10 protein-coding genes, 1 tRNA gene and 1 riboswitch are annotated in these 12,853 nt (G+C 61.9%); of the genes, 6 read left to right on the top strand and 5 right to left on the bottom strand.

The window, feature by feature from the left end:
- Window positions 1–149 precede the first annotated feature (149 nt).
- Both apaG and A7X77_RS01415 read right to left on the bottom strand, forming a co-directional pair.
- Window positions 150–542 (bottom strand): Co2+/Mg2+ efflux protein ApaG, encoded by a 393-nt coding sequence (apaG, locus tag A7X77_RS01420; RefSeq protein WP_064681246.1) that lies wholly within the window; start codon window positions 540–542, stop codon window positions 150–152.
- 205 nt (window positions 543–747) lie between these two features.
- A complete protein-coding gene (locus A7X77_RS01415) occupies window positions 748–1,932 on the bottom strand; it encodes an O-succinylhomoserine sulfhydrylase (RefSeq protein WP_064681245.1) in 1,185 nt (394 codons plus the stop codon).
- 44 nt (window positions 1,933–1,976) lie between these two features.
- Window positions 1,977–2,055: riboswitch (SAM riboswitch) on the bottom strand.
- Between the two features lie 72 nt (window positions 2,056–2,127).
- Here A7X77_RS01415 and A7X77_RS01410 point away from each other — a divergent pair.
- Window positions 2,128–3,222: a 2'-deoxycytidine 5'-triphosphate deaminase gene (locus tag A7X77_RS01410; protein WP_064681244.1), complete on the top strand. Its 1,095-nt coding sequence runs from the start codon at window positions 2,128–2,130 to the stop codon at window positions 3,220–3,222.
- Window positions 3,223–3,280: 58 nt separating this feature from the next.
- Window positions 3,281–3,354: transfer RNA gene (locus tag A7X77_RS01405), tRNA-Gly, on the top strand.
- Window positions 3,355–3,376: 22 nt separating this feature from the next.
- Here the strand turns inward: A7X77_RS01405 and A7X77_RS01400 are convergent.
- Complete coding sequence (locus tag A7X77_RS01400; protein ID WP_064681243.1) at window positions 3,377–3,964, bottom strand: TetR/AcrR family transcriptional regulator; 588 nt, start codon at window positions 3,962–3,964, stop codon at window positions 3,377–3,379.
- A 98-nt stretch (window positions 3,965–4,062) separates the two neighbouring features.
- On the opposite strand from A7X77_RS01400, the gene A7X77_RS01395 reads away from it, so the two are divergent.
- From A7X77_RS01395 to A7X77_RS01380, 4 genes are all read left to right on the top strand, one after another.
- Window positions 4,063–5,181, top strand: a complete 1,119-nt coding sequence (locus A7X77_RS01395; protein ID WP_064681242.1) for an efflux RND transporter periplasmic adaptor subunit — start codon at window positions 4,063–4,065, stop codon at window positions 5,179–5,181.
- Complete coding sequence (locus A7X77_RS01390) at window positions 5,178–8,288, top strand: efflux RND transporter permease subunit (RefSeq protein ID WP_064681241.1); 3,111 nt, start codon at window positions 5,178–5,180, stop codon at window positions 8,286–8,288. The genes A7X77_RS01395 and A7X77_RS01390 overlap by 4 nt, the downstream gene beginning before the upstream one ends.
- A 16-nt stretch (window positions 8,289–8,304) precedes the next feature.
- A complete protein-coding gene (locus A7X77_RS01385; protein ID WP_064681240.1) occupies window positions 8,305–8,949 on the top strand; it encodes a TetR/AcrR family transcriptional regulator in 645 nt (214 codons plus the stop codon).
- Between the two features lie 297 nt (window positions 8,950–9,246).
- Complete coding sequence (locus A7X77_RS01380; RefSeq protein WP_064681239.1) at window positions 9,247–10,068, top strand: oxidoreductase; 822 nt, start codon at window positions 9,247–9,249, stop codon at window positions 10,066–10,068.
- Window positions 10,069–10,207: 139 nt separating this feature from the next.
- On the opposite strand, the gene A7X77_RS01375 is transcribed toward A7X77_RS01380, so the two are convergent.
- Both A7X77_RS01375 and A7X77_RS01370 read right to left on the bottom strand, forming a co-directional pair.
- Window positions 10,208–10,489, bottom strand: a complete 282-nt coding sequence (locus tag A7X77_RS01375; protein WP_064681675.1) for a hypothetical protein — start codon at window positions 10,487–10,489, stop codon at window positions 10,208–10,210.
- A gap of 333 nt (window positions 10,490–10,822) precedes the next feature.
- Window positions 10,823–12,829 (bottom strand): methyl-accepting chemotaxis protein, encoded by a 2,007-nt coding sequence (locus A7X77_RS01370; RefSeq protein ID WP_064681238.1) that lies wholly within the window; start codon window positions 12,827–12,829, stop codon window positions 10,823–10,825.
- Window positions 12,830–12,853 lie beyond the last annotated feature (24 nt).

Below are 12,853 nucleotides of genomic sequence, written 5' to 3'. Positions count from 1 at the left end.
CAAAATCGCTGCACACTTTTGATGAATTTGCTCCCGGCCTCTCGCCTCTTGCCCCCCACCCTCCGTCGTCCTCGGTCTTGACCCGAGGACCCATGCGACAAGCACGGCGTTCGTGTTCGCACCGACGAAGCGACCGCGAACCTGCGCGCTCAATTGAGCACGCGCAGCAGCCCAGGTGAATCCAGCGAGAAGGCAGGGATGTCGACCTCGAACAGCTCGCCTTCGTCCGTTTCCATCTGGTAATGGCCGAACATCAGCCCGGAGGGCGTGTCGAGCGGGCAGCCGGAGGAATATTCGTAGGTGTCGCCGGGGCTGAGCCGCGGCTGTTCGCCGACGACGCCGGGGCCGGTCACCTCGTCTACCTGGCCGTTCTGGTCGGTGATGTTCCAGTAGCGGTTGACCAGACGAACGGCGATGCCGGAATTGTTGCTGATGACAATCCGGTAACCCCAGACATAGCGGTCGTCTTCCGGATCGGATTGCTCCTCCAGATAGAATGGTTCGACGACGACTTCGATATCTCTAGTGAGGGCGCGATACATGCCTTGCACCTTAGTCAAGATATGTTACCCGTATCTTATAAGAAGGCCCTATCCGTCAAGAAACGGAACGTTGATCGGCGATGAAACAGCCGTGATCGCATGGTTTTCGATCGTTAAGCCTAATTGTCGGTATTATTTTACTTGGCAGCGCCGGGGCGCCGTCGCCGCGGCCGAACCCCGGGGGCTCGGCCGCCAATGCCGTCGATCAGGCCGAGACCCTGGCAAGCGCCTTGGCGAAATCCTCGATCAGGTCGTCCGTATCCTCGATGCCGGCCGAAAGACGTACGGTGCCCGGCGAGATGCCGAGTTCGGCGCGCGCCTCTTCCGTCAGGTTTTTGTGGGTCGTCGTCGCCGGATGGGTGATCAGGCTCTTGCTGTCGCCGAGATTGTTGGAGATCTTGATGATATCCAGCGCGTTCTGCAGCGCGAATGCCGCCTCCTTGCCGCCCTTCAACTCGAAGGCGACGAGAGTCGAGCCGCCGGTCATCTGCCTGGCGATGATGTCGGCCTGCGGATGGTCCTCGCGGCCGGGATAGATCACCTTGGCGACCTTGTTCTGCTCGGCCAGGAAATCGGCGATCTTTGCGGCATTCTGCGTCTGCTGACGCACGCGCAGCGGCAGCGTCTCGATGCCCTTCAGCAGCGTCCAGGCGTTGAACGGCGACATGGCCGGGCCGGTATGGCGGAAATAGTCGTGCAGGTTCTCGTCGATCCAGGCCTTGTCGGCGAGCACGACGCCGCCGAGGCAGCGGCCCTGGCCGTCGATATGCTTGGTGGCGGAATAGACGACGATATGGGCGCCGAGTTCGAGCGGTTTCTGGAAGAGCGGCGTGGCAAAGACGTTGTCGACCACGACCTTGGCGCCGACCTGGTTGGCGAGCCTGGCCACACCGGCGATATCGACGACCTCGAGCGTCGGGTTGGTCGGGCTTTCCAGGAAGAACACCTTGGTGTTCGGCCGGATTGCCTCTTCCCAATTCTTGAGGTCCCGGCCGTCGACCAGCGTGCATTCGATGCCGTATTTCGGCGCCAGCGTTTCCACGACCCAGCGGCAGGAGCCGAAGAGGGCGCGCGCGGCAACGATATGGTCGCCCGCCTTGACCTGGCAGAGGATCGCGGCGCTGACGGCGGCCATGCCGGAGGCGGTGGCGCGGGCGTCTTCGGCACCTTCGAGCATGCACATGCGCTTTTCGAACATGTCGTTGGTCGGGCTGCCGTAGCGGGCGTAGATGTAGCCGTCGGTCTCGCCCTTGAAGCGGGCTTCGGCCGCTTCCGACGTGTCATAGACGAAGCCCTGCGTGAGATAGATTGCCTCGGACGTTTCGCCATATTGCGAACGCAGCGTGCCGCCATGGACGAGTTGGGTTGCCGGGCGCCAAGTCTTGCTCATGCCATCACCTTCACATAACAAAAAAACCGGCCGCAGAAGCAGACCGGTTTCATAACCCGGTCTTTTTAGCCACTTGTTTAACGTGGCTGCAAGCCGACCGGCCAAATCACCACGGGATAAATCTGCAATACTGCTGTTAGCTGCTTGCGTCAATTCCCCGTATTTGGTTTTGTCGGCGCAAAAGATGGATGGGGCATGATGGCTCGCGAAACTGGAATTCTGGCGGACCGCGCGATCGCAGCGCTGTTTGAAACGGGGCGTCTTAACTCCGAGCGGGAGCTGGACCGCGATCAGATCCAGCCGGCAAGTCTGGACCTGCGCTTGGGGTCCAAGGCCTTTCGCGTGCGCGCCTCCTTCATGCCCGGTCCCTCGCATCTGGTGTCGGACAAGCTCGATCGCCTCAGCCTGCACGTGATCGATCTGTCCCAGGGCGCGGTGCTCGAAACCGGCTGCGTTTACATCGTGCCGCTGATGGAGAGCTTAGCCTTGCCGGCCGACATGTCGGCCTCGGCCAATCCGAAGAGCTCGACCGGCCGTCTCGATATCTTCACCCGAGTCATCACCGATTACGCCCAGGAATTCGACAAGATTCCACCAGGCTATTCCGGCCCGCTCTATCTCGAAATCAGCCCGCGCACCTTCCCGATCGTCGTGCGCCGTGGCTCGCGCCTGTCGCAGATCCGCTTCCGCGTCGGCCAGTCCGTGCTCGGCGAGCCGGAACTGTTGAAACTGCATGAAAGCGAGACGCTTGTCGCCAGCAAGCAGCCGAACGTATCGGGCGGCGGCATCGCGCTGTCGATCGATCTCAGCGGCGACAAGGACGGCCTGATCGGCTACCGCGGCAAGCATCACACCGCCGTCGTCGATGTCGACGAGAAGGACCAGCACGACATCTTCGATTTCTGGGAGCCGCTCTATAGCCGCGGCCGCAACGAGCTGATCCTCGATCCTGACGAGTTCTATATCCTCGTCTCGCGCGAGGCCGTGCACGTGCCGCCGGATTATGCCGCCGAGATGACCCCGTTCGATCCGCTGGTCGGCGAGTTCCGCGTCCACTACGCCGGCTTCTTCGATCCGGGCTTCGGCCATGCGCCTGCCGGCGGGCGCGGCAGCCGCGCCGTGCTCGAAGTGCGCAGCCACGAAGTGCCGTTCATCCTCGAAGACGGCCAGATCGTCGGCCGCCTCGTCTACGAACACATGCAGGAAAAGCCCGCCAGCCTCTACGGCTCCGGCCTCGGCTCCAACTACCAGGCCCAGGGCCTCAAACTCTCGAAGCACTTCCGCATCTGAGGCGCCGCGCTCAGCCGACTTGACAGCGGCCCCCATCTGTTGGAAATCTCAGCGCATCGCGGGTGTAGCTCAATGGTAGAGCAGCAGCTTCCCAAGCTGAATACGAGGGTTCGATTCCCTTCACCCGCTCCAGCTCCTCGTCACAACCGAAAACTCATTCTTCGTCCGTGTCGCCTGCGATGCGCTTGACCGCATCGGCGGCGGTTTCCAGCAGTCGTTCCGACATGGCCTGATCGGTCATGATGCGAGAGATGGTTACGGCGCCGACCATGAGGGACAGCACGATCATGGCTTTCTCGTATTGTTTCGTGCCGTCCGATGCCGGGATCAATTCGTCGAGGATCCGAAGATGCGCTTCGATGCCATTCTGGAATGGAGCGCGCACCTCCTCGCTCTGACGCGCGGCGTCGGACCCGAGCGCGGCCAGGGGGCAACCATCGCCTTTCTCTTCCTGGTGCCCGGTAGAGAGATACATGCCGACCACCGCGCCGAAGGGATCGCTGCTTCCGGCAGCAACCCTCGACCACCGGCGAATTGCACTCTCCATCGCTCGCCCGGACGCCAGCGCCGCAAGATCGTCTTTCGATCGGAATTGTTTGTAGAATCCGCCTTGCGTGAGGCCGGCACCTTTCATCAGATCTTTCAGCCCGATGCCGTCGAAACCATGTTCCCGAAAGAGCCGGCTTGCGACGTTGATCACGGTTTCGCGGTTGGCCTCGGCCTGGGCACGACTGACTCTCATAGCGACCTCCAATTAGATTTCATTTGACATCTATACCAGTTTTAGAGTTAGATCGCAATCTAAATGATCCGCCGTGCCGGTCAATAAGGGTTAATGAGATGAATCGCAAAATATCACTCGCCACTTTCGCTCTTGTGGCTGCTGCCGGCGCCACCACTTTCGTGCTTTTCGAAGAGTCGTCCAAAGCCAGTGCAAAAGCCACCGATCCGCGCACGGCACCCCCCTTCGTCAAGCTGGTGGAGGCAAAAAACCCGGAGGCGGCCGAACGCACCTTCACGGGCACCATCGCCGCCCGGGTGCAGAGCAATCTCGGTTTTCGTGTACCCGGCAAGATCATGCAGCGCTATGTGGACGTTGGCGAGCAGGTCAAGGCCGGTCAGCCGCTGATGCGTATCGACGAGACCGATCTGCGTCTGGCTTTGACGGCAAAACGAAACGCCGTCGCCGCAGCGCAAGCAGTGCTGATCCAGGCGCAAGCCGACGAGCGGCGCTATGCCGCCTTGGTGAAAAACGGATTGGCCGCGACGCCGCAGCGCTACGAACAGGCAAAGGCAGCCCTCGACACCGCGACGGCGCAGCTTGCCGCGGCGGAAGCGGACGCGAAGGTCGCAGAGAATGAGACCGCCTATTCCATCCTCGTTGCCGATACCGATGGGACGGTTGTCGAAACGCTCGGCGAACCGGGGCAGGTGGTGACGGCAGGACAAACCGTCGTCCGGCTCGCACAGGCCGGTCCGCGTGAAGCGCTGGTCTGGCTTCCGGAATTCCTGCGGCCTGAGATCGGTCAGACCGCCGATGCCAGCATCTACGGAAACGAAGGGCGGCGGGACAAGGCGCGGCTGCGGCAGATCTCCGACGCCGCCGACCCTCAAACCCGCACCTATGAAGCCCGCTGGGTTCTGGATGGCGCGGCAGCATCGGCCCCGCTGGGCGCGACGGTGACGATCAGGATCTCCAACAGCAGGGGCCAATCGCATGCCGCGGTGCCTGTTGGGGCGGTTTTGGACGACGGCAGCCGAACCGGCGTGTGGGTCTTCGATGAGAAATCTTCGACCGTCCACTTCAGGCAGGTGAAAATTGAACAACTAGGCGAGGAGGTCGCGGTGGTTTCCAGCGTCAAAGCAGGCGAGCCGGTCGTCGCTCTCGGCGCCCATCTGCTGCAGGACGGCGCCAGCGTGCGCACCAAGGTAGAACAGGCAGAGGCGGCAAAACAATGAACTTCAATCTATCCGCACTCGCCGTCCGCGAACGGGCCGTTACGCTGTTCTTCATCATTCTGCTGGCCGCCGCCGGCGCCTATGCCTTCGTCAAGCTTGGGCGCGCGGAGGACCCCTCATTCACCATCAAGACCTTGACCGTGACGACCGTGTGGCCGGGTGCCACGGCGCGCGAGATGCAGGATCTGGTCGCCGAGCCGCTGGAGAAGCGCCTCCAGGAACTCACCTGGTACGATCGTGTCGAGACGACAACCCGGCCAGGATACGCCTTTCTGACTGTGACGCTGAAGGACAGTACGCCGTCAACGGCGGTCGAAGAGGAATTCTATCAGGCCCGAAAGAAGCTTGGGGACGAGGCCCGCAATCTGCCCCAGGGCGTCTTCGGTCCTTTCGTCAACGACGAGTATTCCGATGTCAGCTTCGGTCTGTATGCGCTGAAGGCCAAGGGCATGCCGATGCGCGAGCTTGTGCGCCAGGCCGAGGTGATCCGCCAGGATCTTCTGCATGTGCCAGGAGTCAAGAAGATCAACATTCTCGGTGAGCGGCCCGAACAGATCTTTGTCGAATTTTCCTATGCCAAGCTGGCGACGCTCGGCATTTCTGCGCAGGACGTCGCGGCCGCTCTGCAGCGGCGAAACACCGTGACGCCGGCGGGGTCGATCGACACCCGCGGCCCGCAGGTCTTCATTCGCTTTGACGGCGCCTATGACAGCATTCAGGCGATATCAGACACGCCGATCGTTGCGGCCGGACGCACGTTGAAACTCTCCGATTTTGCCGAAGTGCGGCGCGGCTATGAAGATCCGGCCACCTATCTCATCCGCCATAACGGCGAGCCCGCCATCATGCTCGGCGCGGTGATGCAGCAGGGCTGGAACGGTCTTGAACTCGGCAAGGCGCTGGAGGAAAGATCCGCCGCGATCGCCAAGACCTTGCCGCTCGGCATGACGCTCGCCAAGGTCAGCGACCAGGCCGTCAACATCCAGGAGGCCGTCGGCGAGTTCATGCTGAAATTCGCCATGGCGCTCGGCGTCGTCTTGTTCGTCAGCCTCGTCAGCCTTGGTTGGCGCGTTGGGATCGTCGTGGCTCTGGCCGTTCCGCTCACCCTTGCCGTCGTCTTCCTCATCATGCTGGAGACCGGCCGGTTCTTCGATCGCATCACCCTTGGCGCGCTGATCCTGGCGCTCGGCCTTCTGGTCGACGACGCCATCATCGCAATCGAAGTGATGGTGGTGAAGATGGAAGAGGGGATGGATCGCATCAAGGCGGCCGCCTATGCCTGGAGCCATACGGCGGCCCCGATGCTGTCGGGCACGCTCGTGACGATCATCGGCCTGATGCCGGTCGGCTTTGCCCGGTCGACCGCCGGCGAATATGCCGGAAATATCTTCTGGGTGGTCGGCTTTGCGCTCATCGTATCCTGGGTCGTCGCGGTAATCTTCACGCCGTATCTCGGCGTCAAGATGCTGCCGGCGATCAAGCCGGTCGAGGGTGGCCATCACGCCATCTACAACACCCCGAACTACCGGCGCCTGCGGCGGCTGATTGAGTTTACCGTGCGCCACAAGTTCGTCACCTGTGCGGTGGTCGCCATCGCCATGGCAGTGTCGGTCGTGGGAATGGGCGCGGTGAAACAGCAGTTCTTCCCGACGTCGGATCGTCCGGAGGTTTTGGTTGAAGTCCGCATGCCTGAAGGGACCAGTATCGAGACGACGGCCGCCACGGTCGGGAAGCTCGAAGACTGGCTGCAGCAGCAGCCGGAGGCAAAGACAGTCACGAGCTATATCGGTCAGGGCGCTCCCCGTTTCTTTTTTGCCATGGCGCCTGAGCTGCCGGACCCGTCCTTCGCCAAGATCGTCGTGCTGACCCCTGACGCTCACACACGCGAGGCTTTGAAGCTTCGCCTTCGTGCGGCCATCTCGGATGGGCTCGCTCCCGAAGCCTATGTCCGCGTGACGCAACTCGTCTTCGGTCCCTATACGCCGTTTCCCGTCGAGTTCCGCATCATGGGTCCTGATGCCGGCCAATTGTACCGGATCTCCGACAAAGCCCTGGATATCATGAAGAGCGTGCCGGATGTGCGCCAGGCGAACCGCGATTGGGGCAACCGCGCGCCGGTGCTGCGCTTCGTTCCCGACCAGGAACGGTTGGGCCTGATCGGCCTTTCGCCGGCGGAGGCCGCCCAGCAGATGCAACTGCTGCTGAGCGGGATCCCGATTACCGAGGTACGCGAGAATATCCGCAACGTGCCGGTCATCGCGCGCAGTGCCGGCGACAACCGGCTCGATCCCTCGCGATTGGCGGACTTCTCGCTGATGAGCCGGGATGGTCGCCAGGTTCCGCTCGATCAGATCGGTCATTCCGAAATACGGTTCGAGGAGCCGATCCTGAAACGTCGCGATCGTACGCCCGTTGTCACGATCCGTTCCGATATCGACGAGGCGACGCAGCCGCCGGAAGTGTCCCAGCAGGTCATGAAGGCGCTTCAGCCGCTGATCGCCACGCTTCCTGTGGGCTATCGTATCGAGATGGGCGGGAACATCGAGGAGTCGCTGAAGGCCAACGCCGCCCTCGTCAAAATCTTCCCGGCGATGATTGCCGCAATGTTGATCGTTATCGTGCTGCAGGTCCGCAGCCTGTCGACGATGACCATGGTCATGCTGACGGGGCCGCTCGGTCTTGCCGGGGCGGTTCCGGTCCTGCTTCTCTTCAATCAGCCCTTCGGCTTCAACGCCATTCTCGGATTGATCGGACTGGCTGGAATCCTGATGCGCAATACCTTGATCCTGACGGAACAGATCAAGGAGAACAAGGCAGCCGGTCACGACGATTATCACGCTGTCATCGAGGCGACGGTGCAGCGGACGCGTCCCGTTATCCTGACAGCCCTTGCGGCCGTCCTTGCCTTCATTCCTCTCACCCACTCTGTGTTCTGGGGGTCGATGGCCTACACGCTGATCGGTGGAACGGCGGTCGGCACCGTGATGATCCTGCTTTTCCTTCCCGCTCTCTACGCGACCTGGTTCCGCATCAAGCCGACGAAAAATGAAAGCCATCAAAATACGCCGAAGGAGGTGGAACTACCGACAACCATGGCTGCCGAGTGAATTTCCGGAGGCGGCAATGATTTTTGCGGACCCGGTAGGAGGTGACCTTGAGCAGTCACGGACGCGGATTCTTGAGGTGGCGGAAAAGTATTTTCGGCGGATCGGCCATCATAAGACGTCCGTCGCCGACATCGCCTCCGAACTCGGCATGAGCCGGGCGAATATCTATCGCTTCTTTCCGTCGAGGACGGCGATCAACAGCTCCGTCTGCGGACTTGTTTTCAAGGAGCTTGCGGAAATCGCTCTGGCGATCGCACGAACGGATGCGCCGGCGAGCAAAAAGCTGATCGATCTTTTGACCGCCATTCACCGGCACAGCACGAGAACCTTGGTGGAGGACAGACCCATACACGATCTGCTTGTCGCCGCCATGGCTGGAAGTTGGGCAACCCTCAACGCTCACAATGAACAGATCCTGGCAATCCTCAAAGTCCTTGTCCGCGAGGGGCTGCAGACAGGCGAGTTCAAGGTCGAAGACGCCGACGAAGCCGCGCGCGGCATCATCACCGCCTTCCTGCCGTTCTTCCATCCGGTTCTGGTCGAGCAGCGCGTTCAGGAGGGTGAGTCCACCGCAGTCTGCCTCCATGCGCAAATCCGCTTCATCATGAAGGCGCTCGGCACGTCGGACCACGACACATCCCCGAAAGCGATAAGCGCCTAATTCAGCGCTGCCGACCTTGTTCTCTCCGACAAAGCCAGGGGCGGTCTGACGGCACGGATGGACGCATCGCCATGCCCCCCACGCGGTTGAAGGCGCGATCATCGAAAAACGCCGTGAAGCAAAAAGTACTTGACTTTAGATTTCGAATGACATCTAAAGTAAGAATAGATGTCGAACGAAATCTTACGCACTTAAATGCCAGGTTTTGAGAAGCTGTCCTTGGCAACAAGGCTGAAAGGTTCCGACCCTTCTAATGAAGCACGTAATCAACCACTCGCGCCGAACCGAGGAGCATGCATGTCCAAAAACAGAGTTGTCGTTATCACCGGAGCATCTTCCGGAATAGGCGAGGCTTCGGCGCGCGTTCTTGCGCAAAACGGCTTCCAGGTCTTTGGAGGCGTCCGTAACCCGCAGCGCGCCAATGCCATTCCCGGCGTGCGCTATGGGACTGTCGATGTGACCGATGACGCCTCGGTCGCCAATTTTGTTGAATGGGTTTTGTCCGAAGCGGGCAAGATCGACATCCTGATCAACAATGCCGGCGTTTCGCTCGTCGGCCCTGTCGAAAACACGTCGCCTTCCGAAGCTTTGGCGGTATTCGAAACCAACGTTTTCGGCCCCTTGCGTATGATCCGCGCCGCTTTGCCCTCCATGCGCGCCGCCCGCAGCGGACTCATCATCAATATCAGTTCGGTGCTGGGCTTCCTGCCCGCACCGTTCATGGGAATATATGCCAGCAGCAAGCATGCCCTTGAAGGACTGTCGGAGTCGCTGGACCATGAGATTCGCGAGTTCAACGTGCGCGTGGTGCTGCTTGAACCGACCTTCACGAACACCAAGCTCGATGTAAACGCAGCACAAACTGGGGCGCCCTTGGGGGCCTATGCAACGCAGGCCGAGGCTACCATCAAGGCGGTACAGGCCCAGATCAGAACCGCGCCATCGGCGCTTTCTGTCGCAGAAAAGATTCTGGCCGCAATCAACGGTCCATACCGAATGCGCCAACCCGCTGGAGGCCAGGCGACCCTGCTCAGCCGGCTACGCAGGTTTATGCCGGCAAACGCAGTCGACAGCAGTCTGCGAAAGACATTCGGCTTCGGTAAACGAAGCGCCTCTTAAATTTCGCCCGAACTTCGGGACGTCGTCGGCCTCAACGGTATCATTAGGGTGCTCACGCGGTCGCCGAGTCATCTATCTCTTGAACGAAAACTGCATTGGAGCACTCGCTCGACCTCAGGCAAAACTATGCCAACAAGACCTAATCCCCAAAGAACCGGATCGGCTTGTATTGCCGATGAGCGATGATCAGGCTTCGGTCCGGCTGGATGATGTAGGTTTCCTCCACCTGCCGGCCATACTGATCCGTGAAATCATGCGGGAAGCTGGAGCCGGGTGGTGATTTGGTGAGCTTGCTGCGCGGCTGGCCGTTATAGGTGATGCTGCCCGGGATCGGCTCGAGGCCGGGGCCGCCATAGTAGGAAACGCTGTTGCACCCGGCAAGAACGAGGGTGCAGATGAGGCCGAGGAGTGCGGGTTTCATGTCCATCCCTTCCGATGCGCCGAAGCGGCGATCTTACTCCTGATTGCATCGTGCTTGCCAGATGAAACGCAATCTCCGCCTTCACGCCTTCGCGAAGCAACGCCTGGAACCCGGCGCCGGGAAAAATCCTCGTCGAGGTCGGTTGGCGGCCGTATTAGAGGGGGAGGGAGCCCGGTAAGCAGGGCACCGCGAATAGCCGCAACCTAGCGATTCCTCTTCTCCCGAGGGGGGAAGAGACGTGTGGCTGCCTCTCAGTTCCTCGCCCACCGCTCGCAAGCAAATCTTTCTCGAGGGTGAGGGCAAATCACAGGGCGCGAACCGCAAAGCTGTGTTTCAGAACTCCGTCCAGTCCCCCTCCTGGCTTTTCGGCGAGCTGTTGCCGCCGAAGACGGTGGCGAGGGTCTGGCCGAGGGCGCGGGCCGGTGAGGCGGTCGGGCGGGCTGTGCCTTCCCGGGCAACACGGATCGCCGGGGCCTTGGCCAGCGGGCGCGCGGGCGCGCGCGGTGCTGGGGCAGACGGCCGGGCCGAGGTGATCGGGGCGGCGGCGGCGAAGCTGCCGGTGCCGGTCAGCCGGAACTGGCCGAGCAGAGTGTTGAGCGCCGTCGCCTCCGTGGCGAGGCTGTGGCTGGCGGCGGTCGATTGCTCGACCATTGCCGCATTCTGCTGCGTGCCCTGGTCCATGGTGTTGACGGCGGTGTTGATCTCCTGCAGCCCGATCGACTGTTCGCGCGAGGCTTCGGCAATCGCGTGGACGTGCTGGTTGATTTCCTGCACTTCGGTGACGATCGCATCGAGCGCCTTGCCGGTCTCGCCGACCAGCGACACGCCGGTCTGCACATGGGTGCCGGAATTGGTGATCAGGTCCTTGATCTCCTTGGCCGCCTTGGCGGAGCGCTGGGCAAGCTCGCGCACTTCCTGGGCGACCACCGCAAAGCCCTTGCCGGCTTCCCCGGCGCGGGCCGCCTCGACACCGGCGTTCAGCGCCAGAAGATTGGTCTGGAAGGCGATATCGTCGATGACGCCGATGATGTTGGAGATTTCGCCTGAGGACTTTTCGATCTCCTGCATGGCCGAGACGGCCTTGCGGACGATCTCGCCGGATTTTTCGGCGCCGAGACGCGTGCGGGCGACGAGCTGGCTCGCCTCCTCGGCGCGCTTGGCGGCGTCGCGCACCGTCGTGGTGATTTCTTCCAGTGCCGCTGCGGTTTGTTCGACCGAGGCCGACTGCTGTTCTGTCCGCCGCGAAAGCTCGTCCGCGGAAGACCGGATCTCGTTGGCGCCGGCGCCGATTGCCCTCGCATTGGCGCCGACCGCCTGCAAGGTCTCGTTGAGCTTCTCGACCGAGTGGTTGAAATCCTGGCGCAGCGCGTCGAGATGGGCGACAAAAGGCTCGTCGATCTGCGAGGCGAGATCGCCGGCGGCAAGGCGGCGCAGGCCGTCGCCGAGAGCTGCGACGGCGCGTTCGAGTTCGGACGTTTCGCGTGCCTTCTGCGCCTCGCGTTCGCGGCGCTCGCGGTCGCTGACGCTGCGCTCTGCCTCGGCGCGAGCCTCGATCTGACGGCGCTCGATGGCGTTGTCGCGGAAGATCGATACGGCTTGCGCCATCTGGCCAACTTCGTCGCTGCGATCGAGACCGCCGACCTCGCTGTCGGTATCGCCCTCGGCAAGCCGCGTCATGCGCAGCCGCAGCTGCGTCATCGGGCCAGCAATGCCCGATTGTGCGACAGCGACGCTGATGCCGATCGCGGCGAGAACGGCAATGCCGATCAGGAGAAGACAGAAGGTGATCCGACCGTTGACAGAAGCCGAGAGCGCGTCGCCGCCGTCGTTGAGCAGCGCCATCATCGCATCATCGTTGGCGATCATCTTCCGTGCCAGCGCATCGAGCTTGGCGTTGATCAGGGCGACATTTGCCTGCGCGCCGGCGCTGTCCTTGGCTTTGCTCTGTTCGATGATCTTGTTCGCCAGGGCTTCGATGTCATCGATGCCGGCCTGGATCTCGTCGATCGCCGCCTTGCGGCTCGGCACCAGCGCCAGCGCCTGTTTCAGCCGGTCGCGCGCCTGCGGCAGCTTGCTCGGCGTGGCGAGCGCCGTCTCGAAAGCCGGCGTGTCGGGCTTCATCGCGGCCAGCAGGGTGACTTGCATCACCGAGGCCACCACCGAGGCGCTGGCGCGTGCGCTCTGCGTCGAGGCCAGCGCCTCATGATCGATGAAGGCGCTGTAGGCGGCGTCCGCACGGCGAAACTCGGCGATGACATAGGTGAGCCCGGCCATCGTGATCAGCCCCAGGAGCGTCACGACCGATAGGATTTTCGTGCGGATTTTCAGATGCTTCAACATGGGAAATGTCACCCGATTGGCCGG

The organism is Rhizobium bangladeshense (assembly GCF_001662075.1).
GTDB classification, from domain to species: domain Bacteria; phylum Pseudomonadota; class Alphaproteobacteria; order Rhizobiales; family Rhizobiaceae; genus Rhizobium; species Rhizobium bangladeshense_B.
This window is presented reverse-complemented; position numbering and strand designations above follow the sequence as displayed.